17 protein-coding genes are annotated in these 20,151 nt (G+C 62.6%); 12 read left to right on the forward strand and 5 right to left on the reverse strand.

The features are described from left to right. Window positions 1–31: 31 nt before the first annotated feature. The gene (dapD, locus tag PFU01S_RS12660) at window positions 32–1,066 is read right to left on the reverse strand and encodes a 2,3,4,5-tetrahydropyridine-2,6-dicarboxylate N-succinyltransferase (protein ID WP_027913866.1); all 1,035 of its coding nucleotides are present in this window, start codon (window positions 1,064–1,066) and stop codon (window positions 32–34) included. Between the two features lie 31 nt (window positions 1,067–1,097). After that, window positions 1,098–1,445, reverse strand: a complete 348-nt coding sequence (locus PFU01S_RS12665; RefSeq protein WP_027913867.1) for an ArsC family reductase — start codon at window positions 1,443–1,445, stop codon at window positions 1,098–1,100. A gap of 363 nt (window positions 1,446–1,808) precedes the next feature. Here PFU01S_RS12665 and PFU01S_RS12670 point away from each other — a divergent pair, with 363 nt between their 5' ends. Beyond that, the gene (locus tag PFU01S_RS12670; RefSeq protein WP_028686889.1) at window positions 1,809–3,455 is read left to right on the forward strand and encodes a Na+/H+ antiporter; all 1,647 of its coding nucleotides are present in this window, start codon (window positions 1,809–1,811) and stop codon (window positions 3,453–3,455) included. 26 nt (window positions 3,456–3,481) lie between these two features. On the opposite strand, the gene dapC is transcribed toward PFU01S_RS12670, so the two are convergent. Genes dapC through map form a run of 3 tightly spaced genes read right to left on the reverse strand, consistent with a single transcriptional unit; the run spans window position 3,482 to window position 8,226 of the window. Next, a complete protein-coding gene (dapC, locus tag PFU01S_RS12675; protein WP_028686888.1) occupies window positions 3,482–4,678 on the reverse strand; it encodes a succinyldiaminopimelate transaminase in 1,197 nt (398 codons plus the stop codon). 27 nt (window positions 4,679–4,705) lie between these two features. Then, window positions 4,706–7,405 (reverse strand): [protein-PII] uridylyltransferase, encoded by a 2,700-nt coding sequence (locus PFU01S_RS12680; protein WP_027913870.1) that lies wholly within the window; start codon window positions 7,403–7,405, stop codon window positions 4,706–4,708. A 38-nt stretch (window positions 7,406–7,443) separates the two neighbouring features. Beyond that, window positions 7,444–8,226 carry a type I methionyl aminopeptidase gene (map, locus tag PFU01S_RS12685; protein WP_028686887.1) on the reverse strand — a complete coding sequence of 261 codons (783 nt, stop codon included), beginning with the start codon at window positions 8,224–8,226 and terminating at the stop codon, window positions 7,444–7,446. 351 nt (window positions 8,227–8,577) lie between these two features. Here map and rpsB point away from each other — a divergent pair, with 351 nt between their 5' ends. The 11 genes from rpsB to lpxD all read left to right on the forward strand — a co-directional run bounded on the left by rpsB (window position 8,578) and on the right by lpxD (window position 20,062). After that, window positions 8,578–9,315: a 30S ribosomal protein S2 gene (gene rpsB, locus PFU01S_RS12690; RefSeq protein ID WP_003252287.1), complete on the forward strand. Its 738-nt coding sequence runs from the start codon at window positions 8,578–8,580 to the stop codon at window positions 9,313–9,315. 182 nt (window positions 9,316–9,497) lie between these two features. Continuing rightward, the gene (tsf, locus tag PFU01S_RS12695; RefSeq protein WP_023534066.1) at window positions 9,498–10,361 is read left to right on the forward strand and encodes a translation elongation factor Ts; all 864 of its coding nucleotides are present in this window, start codon (window positions 9,498–9,500) and stop codon (window positions 10,359–10,361) included. Between the two features lie 180 nt (window positions 10,362–10,541). Further along, window positions 10,542–11,285 carry a UMP kinase gene (gene pyrH, locus PFU01S_RS12700; RefSeq protein ID WP_023534028.1) on the forward strand — a complete coding sequence of 248 codons (744 nt, stop codon included), beginning with the start codon at window positions 10,542–10,544 and terminating at the stop codon, window positions 11,283–11,285. Then, window positions 11,282–11,839: a ribosome recycling factor gene (frr, locus tag PFU01S_RS12705; protein ID WP_023534036.1), complete on the forward strand. Its 558-nt coding sequence runs from the start codon at window positions 11,282–11,284 to the stop codon at window positions 11,837–11,839. The genes pyrH and frr overlap by 4 nt, the downstream gene beginning before the upstream one ends. A gap of 15 nt (window positions 11,840–11,854) precedes the next feature. After that, on the forward strand, window positions 11,855–12,610 hold the full coding sequence (gene uppS, locus PFU01S_RS12710) for a polyprenyl diphosphate synthase (RefSeq protein WP_027913873.1): 756 nt from the start codon (window positions 11,855–11,857) through the stop codon (window positions 12,608–12,610). Continuing rightward, window positions 12,610–13,425 (forward strand): phosphatidate cytidylyltransferase, encoded by an 816-nt coding sequence (locus tag PFU01S_RS12715; RefSeq protein ID WP_028686886.1) that lies wholly within the window; start codon window positions 12,610–12,612, stop codon window positions 13,423–13,425. The genes uppS and PFU01S_RS12715 overlap by 1 nt, the downstream gene beginning before the upstream one ends. Next, entirely contained in the window at window positions 13,422–14,612 is a 1,191-nt protein-coding gene (gene ispC, locus PFU01S_RS12720) for a 1-deoxy-D-xylulose-5-phosphate reductoisomerase (protein ID WP_028686885.1), read from the forward strand. Before PFU01S_RS12715 ends, ispC begins: the two co-directional genes overlap by 4 nt. Window positions 14,613–14,678: 66 nt before the next feature. Beyond that, a complete protein-coding gene (gene rseP, locus PFU01S_RS12725) occupies window positions 14,679–16,031 on the forward strand; it encodes a sigma E protease regulator RseP (RefSeq protein ID WP_028686884.1) in 1,353 nt (450 codons plus the stop codon). A gap of 74 nt (window positions 16,032–16,105) precedes the next feature. After that, entirely contained in the window at window positions 16,106–18,457 is a 2,352-nt protein-coding gene (gene bamA, locus PFU01S_RS12730) for an outer membrane protein assembly factor BamA (RefSeq protein WP_027913877.1), read from the forward strand. A gap of 44 nt (window positions 18,458–18,501) precedes the next feature. Continuing rightward, window positions 18,502–19,005 (forward strand): OmpH/Skp family outer membrane protein, encoded by a 504-nt coding sequence (locus tag PFU01S_RS12735; protein WP_023534153.1) that lies wholly within the window; start codon window positions 18,502–18,504, stop codon window positions 19,003–19,005. 1 nt (window position 19,006) lies between these two features. Further along, the gene (gene lpxD, locus PFU01S_RS12740) at window positions 19,007–20,062 is read left to right on the forward strand and encodes a UDP-3-O-(3-hydroxymyristoyl)glucosamine N-acyltransferase (RefSeq protein WP_023534150.1); all 1,056 of its coding nucleotides are present in this window, start codon (window positions 19,007–19,009) and stop codon (window positions 20,060–20,062) included. Window positions 20,063–20,151: the final 89 nt, after the last annotated feature.

Consider the following 20,151-nt stretch of genomic DNA (forward strand, 5'->3'; position numbering starts at 1 on the left):
CGATCTTAACACTTCATACCCGGTGGGGTTTTCAGTTGTGTGCGTGCAAGGCTTCGTTCAGCTCGATGGCCGATTTGTGGGTCTTGCACTCCACGGCGCCATTGAGCGAGTTGCGGCGGAACAACAGGTCGGCCTGGCCCGCCAGGTCGCGTGCCTTGACGACCTTGACCAGTTCGTTGTGCTCGTCCAGCAGGTTCACCTTGGTCCCGGCGGTGATGTACAGGCCCGCTTCGACGGTATTGCGGTCGCCCAGTGGAATGCCGATACCGGCGTTGGCACCGATCAGGCAGCCTTCGCCGACCTTGATGACGATGTTGCCGCCGCCGGACAGGGTACCCATGGTCGAGCAGCCGCCACCGAGGTCCGACCCTTTGCCGACGAAGACACCGGCCGACACACGACCTTCGATCATGCCCGGGCCTTCGGTGCCGGCGTTAAAGTTGACGAAACCTTCGTGCATGATGGTGGTGCCTTCGCCAATGTAGGCGCCCAGGCGTACCCGTGCAGTGTCGGCGATGCGCACGCCGGCCGGGACCACGTAGTCGGTCATCTTCGGGAACTTGTCCACCGAGAACACTTCCAGCAGCTCGCCACGCAAGCGCGCTTCGAGTTGCAGCTCGGCGAGCTCGGCCAGGTCCACGGCGCCGATGTTGGTCCAGGCCACGTTTGGCAGCAGGGGGAAGATACCGGCCAGGCTCACGCCGTGCGGCTTGACCAGGCGGTGGGACAGCAGGTGCAGCTTGAGGTAGGCCTCGGGCGTGGAGGCCAGTGCGGCGTCTTCAGCCAGCAGGGTGGCCACCAGCGGCTTGTGGCTTTCTGCCAGACGCGTGAGCAGGGCGGCTTGTGCGGCATCGACGCTTCTGACGGCGTCGGCCAGTTGCGCGGCCTGGGCGTTGCTGAAGGTGATGGCCTGGTTGCCACCCTCATAGCCAAGGATTGGTGCGATGGCCGCGACCAGCTCGGGGCTCGGGTCGATCAGGGGCTGTGCGTAGAACACTTCCAGCCAGGCGCCCTGGCGGTTCTGGGAGCCGACACCAAAGGCCAGGCTGAACAGGGAATTGGACATGTGGTTACCTCTTGCTAAATAGGGTAGGGACTCAGGCCAGGGCGGCGGCGTACAGGTCGGGTTTGAAGCCCACCAGCGTGCGCGTACCCAGGTCGAGTACCGGGCGCTTGATCATCGAAGGCTGGGCCAGCATGAGCTCGACGGCCTTGGCCTGGTCGAGATCGGCTTTGCTGGCGTCGTCGAGCTTGCGGAACGTGGTGCCGGCGCGGTTGAGGAGGGTTTCCCAGCCGTGCTCGTCGCACCAGCGGTTCAGGCTGTCACGGTCGATGCCTTGAGTCTTGTAGTCATGGAATTCGTAGGCGATGGCCTGGTCGTCGAGCCAGGTGCGAGCCTTTTTCATGGTGTCGCAGGCTTTGATGCCGTAGAGCGTGTAGGTCATTGTGTGCATCGGGGATACGTGTCGCCCCAATCTCTCCATTTCCGAATGTCAGTCGCGCGATTATGCGATAACCCTCCGCACGGCGCCACGGGAGGTTGTCCTGAACGGGCAGCGGTTGCTTCTGCAAACGCGTGCTGCCTTCCTTCATGGGCGGGAACGTGCGTCCAATTGAGCGAAACCACCGGTCATTTCCCGATACCGGCTGAACCCTTGGGCGGTAGATGTATCTTCATGTTACACATTAGTTCGCCACCTGCGACCTTGGTGCAGCGGCCAGGCACGCTTGTCACCCGTTACCATGCTGATCCAGGTGTACGTTTTGTCCTCGGGTACGGGGCCGTTTGAAGAAGGAAGACCCACTGGATGCAGTCCGCCTATACCGTCCTTATCCTGCTGATGCTGGTCAGCGTGTCGAAATTGGTCGGCCGCCTGATTCCCCTGCCTCTGCCGCTGGTACAAATCGCAGCTGGCGCTTTGCTGGCCTGGCCGACACTGGGGCTGCATGTCGCCCTCGACCCCGAACTGTTTCTGTTTCTGTTCTTGCCGCCGCTGTTGTTCGCCGATGGCTGGCGCATTCCCAAACGCGCGTTGTGGCGCATTCGCGGCCCGGTGGTGGCCCTGGCGGTGGGCTTGGTGTTGTTCACCGTGGTCGGTGCGGGCTATTTCATCCACTGGTTGTTGCCGAGCATCCCGTTGCCGGTGGCATTCGCGCTGGCAGCCGTACTGTCGCCGACTGACGCGGTGGCCGTGTCGGCCATTACCCAGGACCGCCTGCCTACGCCGTTGATGCACATGCTCCAGGGTGAGGCCCTGATGAACGATGCCTCGGGCCTGGTTACCTTCAAGTTCGCCCTGGCTGCGGCCATCACCGGTGTCTTTTCACTGACCGATGCCAGCCTGAGCTTCGCACTGGTGGCGCTTGGCGGTCTGGCCGTGGGGGTGGCGCTGAGTTGGCTGGTCGGCCGCCTGCGTGCCTGGATGATCGGCCGCGGCTGGGACGACCCGGCCACCCATGTGGTGTTCATGCTGCTGCTGCCGTTCGCGGCCTATGTGCTGGCCGAGCGCCTCGGGGTGTCGGGCATCCTCTCGGCAGTGGCGGCCGGCATGATGCAGAGCTGGCTCGACCTGCTGCCACGCCAGACCAGCACCCGCCTGCTCAATCGTAGCGTGTGGTCGCTGCTGGAGTTCGCGTTCAATGGGCTGATCTTCCTGTTGTTGGGCTTGCAACTGCCCGACATCGTCAAGGCGGTGGTCAGCCATGAAACCACGCTGTGGCCGACCCTGGCCTGGCGCTGCCTGGACGTGGTCGCCATCTTCGCGGCGCTGATCGTGCTGCGGTTCATCTGGGTGCAGAGTATCTGGCGCCTGGTGGGGGTTCTGCGCCGTTGGCGCGGCAAGCCTGCGCTGGTGATGTTGCCCACCGCACGCTCGTGCTGGTTGCTCACGCTGGGCGGTGTGCGAGGGGCCGTCACCCTGGCGGGTGTGATGTCGATTCCGTTGCTGATGGGCGCGGACAAGGCGTTTCCAGAGCGCGATCTGCTGATCTTCATTGCCGCCGGTGTCATCCTGCTGTCGTTGATCGGTGCCTGTGTCGCACTGCCGCTTTTACTGCGCGGCGTGACCAAAAGCCCTGACGAGCGCATGCAGCAAGAGGTGCATGAAGCCTGGCGACGCACCGCTGAGGCCGCGATTCACGCCTTGGAGGCCGAGGAGGTGGTCGATGCCAACGCGCCGCAGGATGCCGCCCAGGCCACACTGGCTACAGAATTGAAGGCTCGGCTGATGGCTGAGTATCGCGACCAGCTGGACCGGCACAATGACAGTGAAGAGGCCAGGGCCTTGGCCGAGCAGATGGACCTGCTCGAGCGCCGCCTGCGCTTGCGTGCGCTGCGGGCCCAGCGCTTGGAGCTCTACAACCTGCACCGCCAGCACCTGCTCGGTGACGAGGTGGTGCGGCATGTACTGGGCGACCTGGACATGAGCGAGGCTAACCTGGGCCAGGTCAAGTGAACTGGCCCCGTCTTGCCTAAAAGGCTTCAGCGCGTGTGCAAGAACGCGCGAATACGCTCGGCCGCCTCGATGCATTCGGACAGCGGGGCAACCAGGGCCATGCGCACGCGTCCGGCGCCGGGGTTGACCCCGTCCACTTCACGGGACAGGTACGAGCCGGGTACCACGGTCACGTGCTCGGCCTCGAACAGATCGCGCGTGAAGTCGGCATCGCTACCCGGCACCTTGGCCCACAGGTAGAAGCTGCCGTCCGGGCGCTGCACATCCATGACCGGCTCGAGGATGGCCAGCACGGCGTCATACTTGGCGCGGTACTGGTCGCGGTTTGCGCGCACATGCGCCTCATCCTCCCAGGCGGCGATGCTGGCCAACTGTGTCTGCACCGGCATGGCGCAACCATGGTAGGTGCGGTACAGCAGAAACGGCTTGATGATGTCGGCATCGCCGGCCACGAAGCCCGAGCGCAGCCCCGGCAGGTTCGAACGCTTGGACAGGCTGTGGAACACCACGCAGCGCTTGAAGTCATTACGCCCCAGCTCCGCACAGGCCGACAACAGCCCCGGTGGCGGTGCATCCTCATCGAAATACAACTCGCTGTAGCATTCGTCGGCAGCGATCACGAAATCGTGCGCATCGGCCAGTGCGATCAGCTTTTTCAAGGTGTCCATGGGCACCAGGGCGCCGGTGGGGTTGCCGGGTGAGCACAGGAACAGGACCTGGCAACGGGCCCAGACGTGGTCGGGCACCGCGTCGAAGTCGGGGTTCAAGCCGTTGCTTTCCAGGCACGGCAGGTAGTACGGGGTGGCACCGGCCAACAGCGCAGCCCCTTCATAGATCTGGTAGAACGGGTTGGGGCTCAACACCAGGCCATCGGCACTACGGTCGACCACCGCCTGGGTAAAGGCGAACAGCGCTTCGCGGGTGCCGTTCACCGGCAGGATATGACGATCGGCATCCAGCCAGCCAGCAGGCACGCCAAAGCGGCGCTCGCACCACTGCCCGATGGCCTGGCGCAAGGCAGGCAGGCCCAGCGTGCTGGGGTATACCGCCAGCTTGTCGAGGTTGTCGGCCATCGCCTGGGCCACGAAGGGTGGCGAGGCGTGCTTGGGCTCGCCAATCGACAGGGCAATGGCGCGTTTGTCAGCAGCGGGCGTAACGCTGCCCAGCAGGGCACGAAGCTTTTCGAAAGGGTAGGGCTGAAGCTGGCTCAAGGCAGGGTTCATTGGCGCAAGGTCTCGTCAATCATGTCGTCAAAAGGTCACGCGGGCAGGGCTGGCGCTGGCCTGCCCTGCTTGCAGTTGTTGCACGATGGCTTCCTGCAGGCGGCTGCACAGTTGCGGGTCGGACAGGGGCTGGTTGTCGGCGTCGGTGATGAAGAACACGTCCTCCACACGCTCGCCCAGGGTGGCAATCTTGGCGTTCTGCAACGACAGGTCGAATTCCAGGAAGATGCGCCCCAGCCGCGCCAGCAGGCCCGGCCGGTCGGGCGCGGTGATTTCGAGAATGGTCACCGGGCGCTGGGCGTCGTTGAGGATGGTCACCTGCGGCGGGAAGTCGAAGTGCTTGAGTTGGCGCGGCACCCGACGCTGGATGATCGTGGGGTAGTCTTCGGGGTTGCGCAGCGCCTCGGTCAGGCCGTCGCGAATCTGCCTGACCCGTTGCGGGTTGTCGCCGATCGCACCGCCGTCGTTGTCCAGCACGATGTAGGTGTCCAGGGTGAACTGGCTGCTGGAGGTGATGATGCGGGCGTCGTGGATGTTCAGGTTCAGCTGCGACATGGCCGCCACCGTCACGGCGAAGAAATCGTGCTGGTCAGGGGCATAGATGAAGATCTGAGTCCCGCCTTCGAATTCGCGCTGGGTGGTTTCCTTGATCAGTACCAGCGGGCCACCGTCAGCCGGCTGTTGCAGGATGGCGTCGGTGTGCCAGGCCACGTCGGAGGCGGTGTGCTTGAGGAAGTAGTCATCCCCCAGCTGCGACCACAGCTGCTCCACGTCATCTGGGTCGGTGCCTTCGCGCACCAGCGTGTCCAATGCCGAGGACTGGGTCTGGCGAATCTGCTCCTCACGATCCAGCGGGTTTTCGAGCCCACGGCGCAGGGCACGCTTGGTCTCGGTGTACAACTGGCGCAACAGGCTGGCTCGCCATGAATTCCACAAGGTGGGGTTGGTGGCGTTGATGTCCGCCACCGTCAGCACATAGAGGTAGTCCAGCCGTGTTTCATCCCCCACGTGCAGGGCGAAGTCGTTGATCACCTGCGGATCGGACAAGTCCTTGCGCTGGGCGGTGGTGGACATGACCAGGTGGTTCTGCACCAGCCAGGCGATCAACCGGCTGTCCCAGGCTGGGAGCTGGTGGCGCTCGCAGAACTTGAGGGCATCGACCGCGCCGAGCTCGGAATGATCGCCCTGACGGCCTTTGCCGATGTCGTGGTAGAGACCGGCCAGGTAGATCAGCTCGGGCTTGGGCAAGCGGCCCATGAGCTTGCTGGCCAGCGGGAATTTCTCCGACACCGGTGTGTACTGCAGCTTGCGCAGGTGCTTGATCAGGTTGAGGGTATGGGCATCGACGGTATAGATGTGGAACAGGTCGTGCTGCATCTGCCCGACGATCAGCCCGAACTCCGGCAGGTAGCGCCCGAGGATGCCGTAGCGGTTCATGCGCCGCAGGTTGCGATGAATACCGATTTCACACTTGAACAGTTCGATGAACAGACTGGTGTTGCGAATATCGTTGCGGAAGGTGTCGTCGATCAGGTGCCGATGCTCGCGCAGCAGGCGTACCGTGTCGGCACGCACACCCTTGATGTCCGGGTGCTGGGCCATCAGCACGAATATTTCCAGCATGGCGAACGGCGTGCGCTTGAACACGTTCGGGCGCACGGCCTCGATGTAGCCGTCATGCAGGCGGAAGCGCGCATTGAGCGGTTGAGTGGTACCACTGTCGTCGTCGGCGAGAATGACTTCCTCGAAATGCTGGATGATCAGGTCGCACAACTGGCTGATGCTCATCACCACCCGGTAGTACTGCTGCATGAACTGCTCGATGGCACGCTTGGGGTTTTCGTCGCTGTAGCCCAGCAGGGCGGCAATGCTGCGCTGGTGGTCGAACAGCAGGCGATCCTCGGCACGGCCGGCGAGCATGTGCAGGGCGTAGCGCACCCGCCACAGGAAATCCTGGGAGGAGGCCAGGAGCGCATTCTCGCTTTCCAGTAGGAAGCCTTCGCCGGCCAGGGCATGCAGGTTCAGGGTACCGTACTGGCGGCGCGCCACCCACAGCACGGTCTGGATGTCGCGCAGCCCCCCAGGCGAGCCCTTGACGTTGGGCTCGAGGTTGTACTCGGTGTCGTTGTACTTGTGGTGGCGCGCCTGCAGCTCGGCGCGCTTGGCCAGGAAGAACTCGCGGCTCGGCCACATGTGCGCCGTGCTGGTGACCTCGAGCATGCGCTGGCGCAGGGCTTCCGGGCCGGCGATGGTGCGGCTTTCCATCATGTTGGTGATGATGGTGAGGTCGGCGCGGGCCTGTTCGGCACACTCATCGACGGTGCGCACGCTCTGGCCGACCTCCAGGCCGATGTCCCACAGCAGGGTCAGAAAGCGCTCGATGGCATCGCGATACCGTTCGTGCTCGGCCTCTCCCAGCAGGATAAGCAGGTCGATGTCCGAGTGCGGGTGAAGCTCACCGCGCCCGTAGCCGCCGACCGCCACCAGGGAAATGCCGCCCTGCTCGCCCCAGTCGAACTGGTTCCACGCCTGCTGCAGGACGTTGTCCACCAGCCAGGCCCGAGCTTGGATCAGCGGGCGGATGGCGTGGCCTGCGCGAAAGCGCTTGTCCAGCACCTCGCCCGCCTGGCGAATGGCCTTCTTGAAGGCGGGTATGGGGCTGGCCTTGAGGGCCAGTTCCGCCTGGAACTGACCACGGTCGAACAGTTCGGGGTCGAGCTGGAGCATGGGGTCAGGTTCCTGTCATCGAAGGCTGCTGGGGTGGCTCAGGCCGAGGTGCGGGCGATGGTGTCGTCCTTGCGCAGGGTGAAGATCTCGTACCCGGTCGCCGTGACCACCAGGGTATGCTCCCACTGCGCCGAGAGCTTGCGGTCCTTGGTGATCGCGGTCCAGCCATCGCCCAGCACCTTGGTGTCGGCCTTGCCCTGGTTGATCATCGGCTCGATGGTGAAGGTCATGCCTTCCTTGAGTTCCATGCCGGTGCCGGCGCGGCCGTAATGCAGGATCTGCGGCTCTTCGTGGAATACCTTGCCGATGCCATGGCCGCAGAACTCGCGCACCACCGAGAAACCGTTCTTCTCGGCATGCTTCTGGATGACTTCGCCGATGTCGCCCAGGCGACAGCCCGGCTTGACCAGTTCGATGGCCTTGTACAGGCATTCCTGGGTGACTTGGGACAGACGCTCGGCCCACACCGGCACGGTGCCGACGTGGAACATGCGGCTGGTGTCGCCGTGGTAGCCGTCCTTGATCACCGTGATGTCGATGTTCAGGGTATCGCCGTTTTTCAGGGGCTTGTCATTGGGGATGCCGTGACAGACCACGTGGTTGATCGACGTGCAGATCGACTTGGGGTAGCCCTTGTAGTTGAGCGGCGCCGGGATGGCCTGCTGGACGTTGACGATGTAGTCGTGGCACAGGCGGTCGAGCTCCTCGGTGGTGACACCGGGCTTGACGTGCTCCTCGATCATTTCCAGCACGTCGGCTGCCAGGCGGCCGGCGATGCGCATCTTCTCGATGTCTTCTGCAGTCTTGATGGTGACGGTCATTACAGGCTCTCTACTCGGCGCCGCAGGCGGCGCGTTCAAATCGGGAAAGGCGTCATTCTATCAGAGGTGCGGGCTCGTAGCGGCACGCAGCCCTTGCAAACACGCCACACCTGCACCGTCGCTGGTCGTGCGCTGGCGCACATGCCCTGCCGTCCGGCGGTTGGCGGGTGAGTTTCGTGTTTTGTTTGCGCGCAGCCTGTGGTATAACATGCGCCGCTTTCGGAGCCAGCTCCGTCTGCATCCAAACCCACACACGTGTCGACACGATGGCCTGGGTGCCCCGAGCTTCAGGGTTCGTGGGTTGGTCATTGGGATACGTGGAGGCCCAACCCGACTTATCAAGGAACTATCATGTCCCAAGTCAACATGCGCGATATGCTGAAGGCCGGTGTGCACTTCGGCCACCAGACCCGTTACTGGAACCCGAAAATGGGCAAGTACATTTTCGGTGCGCGCAACAAGATCCACATCGTCAACCTGGAAAAAACCCTGCCGATGTTCAACGACGCCCTGTCGTTCGTTGAGCGCCTGGCCCAGGGCAAGAACAAGATCCTGTTCGTCGGCACCAAGCGTTCCGCCGGCAAGATCGTCGCCGAGCAAGCTGCTCGTTGCGGTTCGCCGTACGTTGACCACCGTTGGTTGGGCGGCATGCTGACCAACTACAAGACCATCCGTGCTTCGATCAAGCGTCTGCGCGACCTGGAAACTCAGGCCGAAGATGGCACCTTTGCCAAGCTGACCAAGAAAGAAGCCCTGATGCGCTCCCGCGATCTGGAAAAACTGGACCGCAGCCTGGGCGGCATCAAGGACATGGGCGGTCTGCCTGACGCTCTGTTCGTCATCGACGTTGATCACGAGCGCATCGCGATCACCGAAGCCAACAAACTGGGTATCCCGGTCATTGGCGTTGTCGATACCAACAGCAGCCCGGAAGGTGTTGACTACATCATCCCAGGTAACGATGACGCCATTCGCGCTATCGAGCTGTACATGACTTCCATGGCTGACGCTGTCATCCGTGGCCGCAACAACGTTGCTGGCGGCACCGAAGTCTACGCTGAAGAAGCGGCTGCACCTGCTGCCGAGTAATAGACGCTAGCGTCGACTTGGCACGCGAAAAGGGGGCTATGCCCCCTTTTTGCCACCTTGAAATCCTGCTGTCGGCAGCCGTCCCTTTCATGGGCATGCAGGCACAGACAGCGGATTAGCAGAATTGAACGCCCGTCACAAACGGGTGGAATGGTTGAAAAACTTTCCAAGAGGATTTTGAAATGGCAGCAATTACTGCAGCGCTGGTCAAAGAACTGCGCGAGCGTACCGGCGAAGGCATGATGGATTGCAAGAAAGCCCTGGAAAAGGCTGACGGCGACATCGAAAAAGCCATTGACGACATGCGTGCCTCGGGCGCCATCAAGGCCGCCAAGAAGGCTGGCAACGTGGCTGCCGAAGGCGCTATCGCCGTCAAGACCGACGGCAAGGCCGCCGTACTGCTGGAAGTGAACTCGCAGACCGACTTCCTGGCCCTGCAAGACGACTTCAAGAACTTCGTCGCCGAAAGCCTGGAAGAAGCCTTCGCCCAGAAGCTGACCGACGCCGCTCCGCTGATCGCCTCGCGTGAAGCTGCCCGTGAAGCCCTGGTCGCCAAGTGCGGCGAAAACGTCAACATCCGCCGCCTGGTACGTGTGGAAGGCGACGTGGTCGGCGCCTACCTGCACGGCAACAAGATCGGTGCTGTCGTTGTCCTGAAAGGCGGTGACGTCGAGCTGGCCAAGAACATCGCCATGCACGTTGCAGCGTCCAACCCCGAGTTCCTGGACTCGTCGGAAATCTCCGCCGAAGCCATCGAGCGCGAGAAGGGTGTCTTCCTGCAGCTGAACGCCGACAAGATTGCCGGCAAGCCGGAAAACATCGTTGAAAACATGATCAACGGCCGTATCACCAAGTTCAAGGCTGAAGCCTCGCTCAAAGAGCAGGCGTTCGTCATGAACCCGGAAGTCAAGGTCGGCGAGCTGGCCAAGAAAGCCGGTGCTGAAATCGTTTCCTTCACCTACTTCAAGGTTGGCGAAGGCATTGAGAAGCCAGTCGACGACTTCGCTGCCGAAGTTGCCGCACAGGTTGCTGCTGCCAAGCAGTAAGACAGCCCCGTCTGTCGCCCCAAAGAGGCTGCCCGCTCACGCGCGCAGCCTCTTTGTCAAAGCGGCGAGGCGTTTACACGACGCTGCCGCCGCTGGCGCCAAAACGGTGCCACGCTACAGTTAGCAGGCTGCAAACAGCCCGCACGAATTTTCTACAGTACGCCGCAGGAGAGACTCGCAATGGCTCAGCAGGTGAGTGGTCGCCAACCTCGCTATAAACGCATTTTGCTCAAACTTAGCGGCGAGGCCCTGATGGGCTCCGAAGACTTCGGGATCGACCCGAAGGTGCTCGATCGCATGGCCCTTGAAGTAGGGCAGCTGGTCGGTATCGGTGTGCAGGTCGGCCTGGTCATCGGTGGTGGCAACCTGTTCCGAGGGGCTGCGCTGAGCGCCGCCGGCATGGACCGCGTTACCGGCGACCACATGGGGATGCTGGCTACCGTGATGAACGCCCTGGCCATGCGCGATGCGCTGGAGCGCTCGAACATCCCGGCACTGGTCATGTCGGCCATCTCCATGGTGGGCGTCACCGATCACTATGACCGTCGCAAAGCGATTCGCCACCTCAACTCCGGGGATGTGGTAATTTTCTCCGCCGGTACCGGCAACCCGTTCTTCACCACCGACTCGGCAGCCTGTCTGCGAGCCATCGAAATCGATGCCGACGTGGTGCTGAAGGCGACCAAGGTCGATGGTGTGTACACTGCCGATCCATTCAAGGACCCGCACGCCGAGAAGTTCGATCGCCTGACCTATGACGAGGTCCTGGATCGTAAGCTCGGCGTGATGGACTTGACCGCAATCTGCCTGTGCCGTGACCACGGCATGCCATTGCGGGTATTCAACATGAACAAGCCAGGCGCCCTGCTGAACATCGTGGTGGGCGGCGCTGAAGGCACTCTGATCGAGGAAGGCCAAGCATGATCAACGACATCAAGAAAGACGCGCAGGAGCGCATGACCAAGTCCATCGAGGCCCTGGGCCGCAACCTGGCGGCCATCCGCACCGGTCGCGCGCACCCAAGCATTCTGGACAGCGTCAAGGTCACTGCCTGGGGTAGCGAGATGCCGCTGAACCAGGTCGCTGCGATCAGCGTCGAGGACGCGCGCACCTTGAAGATCGTCGCTCACGACAAGAACCTGAGCGCTGCCATCGAAAAGGCCATCCTGACCTCCGACCTCGGGCTGAACCCGTCGAGCGCCGGCACCACCATCCGTGTGCCGATGCCTGCCCTGACCGAAGAAACCCGCAAGGGCTACACCAAGCAGGCCAGCGGCGTTGCCGAAGACGCCAAGGTCGCCGTGCGCAACGTGCGTCGTGATGCCCTGGCGGACTTGAAGAAGCTCACCAAGGACAAGTCCATCAGCGAAGACGAAGAGCGCCGCGCTGCCGATGACATCCAGAAGCTGACGGACAAGTTCGTCGCCGAGGTGGATGCAGCCTTCAAGGCCAAGGAAAAGGACCTGATGGCCGTCTAAGGCCGGGTTTTTTTAATGGAAAAGACCAAGCCAGCGGTGCCTCCCTCGGTGCCGCGTCACGTCGCGATCATCATGGACGGCAACAATCGCTGGGCGAAACGGCGCTTGTTGCCTGGCGTTGCCGGGCACAAGGCAGGCGTCGATGCCGTGCGCGCAGTCATCGAAGTGTGCGCCGAGGCCGGCGTCGAAGTGCTGACCCTGTTTGCCTTCTCCAGTGAAAACTGGCAGCGACCTGCCGATGAGGTCGGTGCATTGATGGAGTTGTTCTTCTCGGCGTTGCGCCGCGAGGCGCGTCGCTTGAACGACAACAACATCAGCCTGCGCATCATCGGCGACCGCTCGCGCTTTCACCCGGAGCTGCAGGCTGCCATGCGCGAAGCCGAGGCGCTGACCGCAGGCAACAGCCGCTTCATCCTGCAGATCGCCGCCAACTACGGTGGGCAGTGGGACATCGCCCAGGCCGCGCAGCGGCTGGCGCGTGAAGTTCAGGCTGGCCATCTTCGCCCCGACGACATCACCCCAGGGTTGTTGCAGACGTGCCTTGCGACCGGCGAGCAGCCTTTGCCGGACTTGTGCATCCGCACCGGCGGCGAGCATCGCATCAGCAATTTCCTGTTGTGGCAACTGGCCTACGCCGAGTTGTATTTCTCCGACCTTTACTGGCCGGACTTCAAACACGAGGCCATGCGCAGTGCATTGGCTGATTTCGCTTCGCGCCAGCGCCGCTTTGGTAAGACCAGCGAGCAGGTCGAGGCTGGAGCGCGTGCTTAATGCTTAAACAACGCATCATTACCGCGCTGATCCTGTTGCCCATAGCGCTGGGTGGGTTCTTCCTGCTCGAGGGGGGCAACTTCGCCCTGTTCATCGGTCTGGTGGTAACGCTCGGCGCCTGGGAGTGGGCACGGTTGGCGGGGTTGATGGCTCAGCCCCTGCGTGTCGCCTATGCCTTGGTCGTTGCCGGGGCGTTGATGCTGCTGTACATCCTGCCGGAGCTTGCACCCTGGGTGCTTGGGGCTGCCGTCATCTGGTGGGGGTTGGCCACTTGGCTGGTGCTGACGTACCCACGCACCAGCGAACTGTGGGCCAGCGCTGCCTGCCGGCTGCTGATCGGCCTGCTGGTGTTGCTGCCGGCCTGGCAAGGCCTGGTGCTGCTCAAGCACTGGCCGCTGGGCAACTGGCTGATCCTGTCGGTCATGGCTCTGGTCTGGGCCGCCGACATCGGTGCGTACTTTTCCGGCAGGGCCTTCGGCAAGCGCAAGCTGGCGCCGCAGGTCAGCCCTGGCAAAAGCTGGGAAGGCGTGTACGGCGGGCTGGCGGTCAGCCTGGTGATCACCCTGGTGGTGGGTATCAGCCGAGACTGGAGCATTGGTCAGCTGCTGCTGGGTCTGGCAGGCGCTGCGCTGGTGGTCATGGCCTCGGTGATCGGCGACCTGACCGAAAGCATGTTCAAGCGCCGCTCGGGCATCAAGGACAGCAGCAATCTGCTGCCTGGCCACGGTGGCGTGCTCGACCGCATCGACAGCCTGACGGCGGCCATCCCATTGTTCGCCGTGCTGTTGTGGGCGGCTGAATGGGGTGTGATGTGAGTCAAGTGCAACGCATTACCGTGCTGGGGGCCACCGGCTCCATTGGTCTGAGTACCCTGGACGTGATTGCCCGCCACCCTGAGCGCTATCAGGCCTTCGCCTTGACCGGCTACACCCGCGTCGAGGAGCTGTTGGCCCTGTGTGTGCGGCATCGCCCGGCCTACGCCGTGGTGCCGAGCGCCGACGCGGCGGGGCGCCTGCGTGCAGGCCTGGCAGCGGCAGGGTGCGCTACCGAAGTGCTGGAAGGCGAGGCCGGGTTGTGCCAGGTCGCCTGCGCCAGCGAAGTGGATGCGGTCATGGCCGCCATCGTCGGCGCCGCCGGCCTGCGGCCGACCCTGGCCGCCGTGCAGGCCGGCAAGAAGGTGCTGCTGGCCAACAAGGAGGCCCTGGTCATGTCGGGCGCCTTGTTCATGGACGCCGTGCGTCAGTCGGGCGCCGTGTTGTTGCCCATCGACAGTGAGCACAACGCCATCTTCCAGTGCATGCCCGGCGACTACGCGCGCGGGCTGAGCGCTGTGGGTGTGCGCCGCATTCTGCTGACGGCCTCGGGTGGACCGTTCCGCCAGACATCGACCCAGGCCCTGCAGGACGTCACGCCCGAACAGGCGTGCGCCCACCCGAACTGGTCGATGGGGCGCAAGATTTCCGTCGACTCGGCCAGCATGATGAACAAGGGCCTGGAGTTGATAGAGGCATGCTGGCTGTTCGATGCGCCGCCCAGCTTGGTCGAGGTGGTGGTGCATCCGCAGAGCGTGATCCACTCCCTGGTTGATTACGTCGACGGTTCGGTGCTGGCACAGTTGGGTAACCCGGACATGCGTACGCCCATCGCCAATGCCCTGGCCTGGCCAGAGCGAATCGATTCCGGGGTCGCGCCGCTGGACCTGTTCAGCATTGCGCGCCTGGATTTCGAGGCGCCCGATGAGCAGCGTTTCCCTTGCCTGCGCCTGGCACGACAGGCGGCGCAGGCAGGCAACAGCGCCCCAGCTGTGCTCAATGCGGCCAACGAAGTGGCGGTGCAGACGTTCCTCCAGGGCCGTATCCGCTTCCCGGAGATCGCGAGTATGATCGAACAGGTACTGGACCAGGAGCCCGTGGTGCCGCTGACTTCGCTGGAAGCAGTGTTTGCCGCCGACCAGCGCGCGCGCGAGCTGGCCTGGGCCTGGCTGCACCGCAACGGCCGCTGAGGCGGGCTCGCCCGGTCATCGACGACAGCACCCTATTGACCCATTGCTCATCATTCGGAGATGGACATGACAGCGCTCTACATGATCATCGGTACGCTCGTCGCCTTGGGTGTGCTGGTCACCTTCCATGAGTTCGGCCACTTCTGGGTGGCGCGTCGCTGTGGCGTGAAAGTGCTGCGGTTTTCCGTGGGCTTCGGTACGCCACTGGTGCGCTGGCATGATCGCCAGGGCACCGAGTTCGTCATCGCAGCCATTCCACTGGGCGGCTACGTGAAGATGCTCGACGAGCGCGAGGGCGACGTGCCCCCTGCACTGGTGGGTCAATCGTTCAATCGCAAGCCCGTCGGCCAGCGCATCGCGATCGTTGCCGCGGGGCCGGTCGCCAACTTTTTGCTGGCCATCTTCTTCTTCTGGGTACTGGCGATGCTAGGCAGCCAGCAGATCCGACCGGTAATCGGCACCGTCGAGAATGGCAGCCCGGCGGCAGCAGCTGGGCTGACGGCCGGTCAGGAAATCGTCTCAGTGGATGGCAAGCCGACCAACGGTTGGTCGGCGGTCAACCTGCAATTGGTTCGCCGCCTGGGTGAGAGCGGCACGCTGAACATCGGTGTGCGCGATGAAGGCAGCAGTACCGAGCAGCAGCGCCAGGTGAAACTCGACCAGTGGTTGAAGGGCGCCGATGAGCCCGATCCGATTCGCTCGCTGGGGCTTCAACCCTGGCGCCCGGCCATCGAGCCGGTGCTGGCCGAGATCGACCCCAAGGGGCCGGCCGGGGCGGCGGGCTTGAAGACCGGCGACCGGTTGCTGGGCATCGGCGGCCAGTCGGTGAACGAATGGCAGCAGGTGGTCGATAGCGTGCGCGCGCGGCCCGGCGCCCAGGTGGTAGTGCGTGTGGAGCGCGACGGTGCGCCCTTGGACGTACCGGTAACGCTGGGCGTGAAGGGCGAGGGTGAGGCGGCGGCAGGCTACCTGGGGGCGGGCGTCAAAGCCGGTCAATGGCCGGCCTCGATGCTGCGTGAAGTCAGCTATGGGCCGCTGGAGGCGGTGGGTGAAGGCCTGTCGCGCACCTGGAACATGAGCGTGCTCACGCTTGGGTCACTGAAGAAAATGCTGTTCGGTGAGCTCTCGGTAAAAAACTTGAGTGGACCGATAACCATTGCTAAAGTGGCGGGCGCTTCAGCCCAGTCCGGCGTGGGGGATTTCCTGAATTTCCTGGCCTACCTGAGCATAAGCCTGGGGGTTCTTAACCTGCTGCCCATCCCGGTACTGGATGGGGGGCACTTGCTGTTCTACCTGGTTGAATGGGCGCGCGGTCGTCCGTTGTCTGACCGGGTACAAGGTTGGGGGGTCCAGATCGGTATCAGTTTGGTCTTGGGGGTGATGTTGCTCGCCCTGATCAACGATCTGGGTCGACTATAAAAGCTTCGCTCAATTGCGAAACCTGTCGTTCATGACGGCAGGTTGTTTATTGCCAGTTGGAATAAAAGGACTTCATGAAACGTCTGTTGCTAACTGCGGTGCTCTCCGCACTGATGATCGCTGAAGTTCACGCCGAGTCCTTCACCATCTCCGATATCCGCGTCAATGGCCTGCAGCGGGTTTCCGCCGGCAGCGTCTTCGGTGCCTTGCCCCTGAACGTGGGCGACCAGGCCGATGACCGGCGCCTGGTGGAGTCGACCCGCTCGCTGTTCAAGACCGGGTTCTTCCAGGACATCGAGCTGAACCGTGATGGCAACGTGCTGATCATCAATGTGGTCGAGCGCCCGTCGGTGTCGAGCATCGAGATCGAAGGCAACAAGGCGATCAGTACCGAAGACCTGATGAAGGGCCTGAAGCAATCGGGCCTGGCCGAAGGCGAGATCTTCCAGCGTGCTACCCTCGAAGGCGTGCGTAACGAGCTGCAGCGCCAGTACGTGGCCCAGGGCCGCTACTCGGCCGAGGTCGACGCCGAGGTGGTGCCTCAGCCGCGCAACCGTGTGGCCTTGAAGATCAAGATCAACGAGGGCACCGTCGCTGCCATCCAGCACATCAACATCGTTGGCAACAACGTGTTCGATGACGACACCCTGGGTCAGCTGTTCGAGCTCAAGACCACCAACTGGTTGTCGTTCTTCAAGAATGACGACAAGTATGCCCGCGAAAAACTGTCCGGTGACCTGGAGCGTCTGCGTTCCTACTACCTGGACCGCGGCTACATCAACATGGACATCGCGTCCACCCAGGTGTCCATCACGCCTGACAAGAAACACGTCTACATCACCGTCAACATCAACGAAGGCGAGAAGTACACCGTCCGTGACGTGAAGCTCTCCGGTGACCTCAAGGTGCCGGAAGACCAGGTCAAGTCGCTGCTGCTGGTGCAGCCGGGCCAGGTGTTCTCGCGCAAGGTGATGACCAGCACGTCCGAGCTGATCACCCGCCGCCTGGGTAACGAAGGCTATACCTTCGCCAACGTCAACGGTGTGCCTCAGCCAAACGACCAGGATCACACCGTCGACATCATGTTCGTGGTCGATCCGGGCAAGCGTGCCTACGTCAACCGCATCAACTACCGCGGCAACACCAAGACCGAAGACGAAGTGCTGCGCCGCGAAATGCGTCAGATGGAAGGCGGCTGGGCCTCGACCTACCTGATCGACCAGTCCAAGACCCGTCTGGAACGGCTGGGCTTCTTCAAGGACGTGAACGTCGAGACCCCACCGGTGCCGGGCACCGACGATCAGGTCGACGTGAACTACAGCGTCGAAGAGCAGGCCTCCGGTTCGATCACCGCCAGCGTCGGCTTTGCCCAGAGCGCAGGCTTGATCCTGGGTGGCTCGATCAGCCAGAGCAACTTCCTGGGTACCGGTAACAAGGTTTCCGTTGGCCTGACCCGGTCCGAGTACCAGTCGCGATACAACTTCGGCTTCGTCGATCCCTACTTCACTGCCGATGGCGTGAGCCTGGGTTACAACGCCTTCTACCGCAGCACCAACTACGACGACCTCGATGTCGACGTGGCGAGCTACGCGGTGGACAGCCTGGGTGCCGGTGTGAGCCTGGGTTACCCGATCAGCGAGACGTCGCGCCTGACCTATGGGTTGAGTGTGCAGCAGGACAAGCTCAAGACCGGTAAGTACACCGTTGACGAGATCTTTGATTTCATCAACAAGGAAGGCGAGAACTTCACCAACTTCAAAGCCTCGATCGGCTGGTCCGAATCGACGTTGAACAAAGGTGTGCTGGCGACACGCGGTCACTCTCAGAGCCTGAGCCTCGAAACCACGATTCCAGGCAGCGACTTGTCGTTCTACAAACTGGACTACCGCGGCCAGCTGTTCAAGCCATTGAGCCAGAACTACACCCTGCGTCTGCACACCGAACTGGGTTACGGTGACGGCTTCGGGGGTACCTCCGGTCTGCCGTTCTACGAGAACTACTACGCGGGCGGCTTCAACTCGGTTCGCGGCTTCAAGGACAGCACCCTGGGGCCGCGCAGTACGCCAAGTAAACTTAACGAGAAGAACGGAACTCTGCTTGACCCCGACCAAGACCCGCTTCCATTCGGCGGCAACGTCCTGGTCCAGGGCGGCGTCGAGTTGCTGTTCCCGCTGCCGTTCGTCAAGGACCAGCGTTCCCTGCGCACCTCGGTCTTCTGGGACGTGGGTAACGTGTTCGACACCAACTGCGGCAACAAGCCGGACTGCACCAAGGTCGGTTTCTCCGACATGGCCAGTTCGGTCGGTCTTGGCGTGACGTGGATCACGGCCTTGGGCCCGTTGAGCTTCAGCCTGGCGATGCCGATCAAGAAGCCGGACGAGGCAGACACCCAGGTGTTCCAATTCTCTCTGGGCCAGACCTTCTAAGGTCGGCCCTTGCTTAACGACAACGGTTTATCCAGGAGTTCATCGTGCGCAAGTTGACCCAAATGGCCGTAGTGGCCGCGGCGCTGGTCGCCACCCCGGCTTTCGCCGAAATGAAGGTTGCCGTTCTGAACTATCAGATGGCACTGCTCGAGTCCGATGCCGCCAAGAAGTACGCCGTGGATGCCGAAAAGAAGTTCGGCCCTCAGCTGACCAAGCTCAAAGGCCTGGAAAGCAGCGCCAAGGGCATCCAGGATCGCCTGATCAAGGGCGGTGACAAGATGCAGCAGCAGGAGCGTGAGCGCCTGGAGCTCGAGTTCAAGCAAAAGGCCCGTGACTTCCAGTTCCAGTCCAAGGAGCTGAACGAAGCCAAGGCTGTTGCCGACCGCGACATGCTCAAGCAGCTCAAGCCCAAGCTGGACGGCGCCGTCGAGGAAGTGATCAAGAAGGGCGGTTACGACCTGGTGCTCGAGCGCGGTGCGGTCATTGATGTCAAGCCTCAGTATGACATCACCCGCCAGGTTATCGAGCGTATGAACCAAGCCCGTTGATATGACCGTGACCATGACGCTTGGCCAACTGGCCGAGACCCTCGGGGCCACCCTCAAGGGCCCCGAGACGCTGCAGATCACAGGCCTTGCCACCTTGCAGGAGGCCGGGCCGGGTCAGTTGAGCTTTCTTGCCAACCCGCAGTACCGCAAATACCTGGACGAGAGCCAGGCGGCTGCCGTGCTGCTCAAGGCCGCCGATGCCGAGGCGTTCGCCGGTCATGCCCTGATCGTTGCCGATCCCTACCTGGCATATGCCCGCATTTCCCACCTGTTCGACCCCAAACCCAAGGCTGTGGCGGGGATTCACCCCAGCGCCGTGGTGGCCGGGGATGCCCAGGTAGACGCGACGGCCAGTGTCGGGCCTTTCGCGGTCGTTGAAAGCGGTGCGCGTATCGGCGCCCATGTCACCATCGGTGCCCACTGCTTCATCGGTGCCCGCTGCGTGATCGGCGAAGGGGGCTGGCTGGCGCCGCGGGTCACGCTGTATCACGATGTCACCATTGGCAAGCGGGTGGTCATCCAGTCCGGCGCAGTGATCGGTGGTGAAGGCTTTGGCTTTGCCAACGAGAAAGGCGTGTGGCGCAAGATCGCCCAGATCGGCGGGGTCAGCATTGGTGACGATGTGGAGATTGGTGTGAACACGGCCGTGGACCGTGGCGCCTTGTCCGACACCTGCATCGCCGACGGCGTCAAGCTCGACAACCAGATCCAGATTGCCCACAACGTGCAGATCGGGGAGCATACGGCCATGGCCGCGTGCGTGGGTATCTCCGGCAGCACGCGTATCGGCAAGCATTGCACCATCGCCGGTGGCGTGGGCATGGTCGGTCATATCGATGTCTGCGACAACGTTTTCGTGTCCGGAATGACCATGGTGACCCGCTCGATCACCGAGCCGGGTGGCTATTCTTCCGGGACTGCCATGCAGCCTCTGGCTGACTGGCGCAAGAGCGCCGCGCGTATCCGCCACCTGGACGACATGGCCAAGCGTCTCCAGCAGTTGGAAAAACGCGTCGATACCGTGACCTCAGGTGGGCAGCCGACATCAGAAGGCTGATACCATTTCCTGAGCAAGAGTGAACAGTCGCTAGCTGGCTCCTCTTTGGATTGCAAAAGGAGCGTGTGGTCAGCACCTGCGCTCCCTAT

Origin of the sequence: Pseudomonas fulva NBRC 16637 = DSM 17717 (genome assembly GCF_000730565.1) — a bacterium.
Taxonomy (GTDB): Bacteria; Pseudomonadota; Gammaproteobacteria; order Pseudomonadales; family Pseudomonadaceae; genus Aquipseudomonas; species Aquipseudomonas fulva.

Bases quoted from the DNA above. Each gene is read 5' to 3' on its own strand.
- dapD (WP_027913866.1), bottom strand. From the start codon at position 1,066: ATGTCCAATTCCCTGTTCAGCCTGGCCTTTGGTGTCGGCTCCCAGAAC.
- PFU01S_RS12665 (WP_027913867.1), bottom strand. From the start codon at position 1,445: ATGACCTACACGCTCTACGGCATCAAAGCCTGCGACACCATGAAAAAG.
- PFU01S_RS12670 (WP_028686889.1), top strand. From the start codon at position 1,809: ATGCAGTCCGCCTATACCGTCCTTATCCTGCTGATGCTGGTCAGCGTG.
- dapC (WP_028686888.1), bottom strand. From the start codon at position 4,678: ATGAACCCTGCCTTGAGCCAGCTTCAGCCCTACCCTTTCGAAAAGCTT.
- PFU01S_RS12680 (WP_027913870.1), bottom strand. From the start codon at position 7,405: ATGCTCCAGCTCGACCCCGAACTGTTCGACCGTGGTCAGTTCCAGGCG.
- map (WP_028686887.1), bottom strand. From the start codon at position 8,226: ATGACCGTCACCATCAAGACTGCAGAAGACATCGAGAAGATGCGCATC.
- rpsB (WP_003252287.1), top strand. From the start codon at position 8,578: ATGTCCCAAGTCAACATGCGCGATATGCTGAAGGCCGGTGTGCACTTC.
- tsf (WP_023534066.1), top strand. From the start codon at position 9,498: ATGGCAGCAATTACTGCAGCGCTGGTCAAAGAACTGCGCGAGCGTACC.
- pyrH (WP_023534028.1), top strand. From the start codon at position 10,542: ATGGCTCAGCAGGTGAGTGGTCGCCAACCTCGCTATAAACGCATTTTG.
- frr (WP_023534036.1), top strand. From the start codon at position 11,282: ATGATCAACGACATCAAGAAAGACGCGCAGGAGCGCATGACCAAGTCC.
- uppS (WP_027913873.1), top strand. From the start codon at position 11,855: ATGGAAAAGACCAAGCCAGCGGTGCCTCCCTCGGTGCCGCGTCACGTC.
- PFU01S_RS12715 (WP_028686886.1), top strand. From the start codon at position 12,610: ATGCTTAAACAACGCATCATTACCGCGCTGATCCTGTTGCCCATAGCG.
- rseP (WP_028686884.1), top strand. From the start codon at position 14,679: ATGACAGCGCTCTACATGATCATCGGTACGCTCGTCGCCTTGGGTGTG.
- bamA (WP_027913877.1), top strand. From the start codon at position 16,106: ATGAAACGTCTGTTGCTAACTGCGGTGCTCTCCGCACTGATGATCGCT.
- lpxD (WP_023534150.1), top strand. From the start codon at position 19,007: ATGACCGTGACCATGACGCTTGGCCAACTGGCCGAGACCCTCGGGGCC.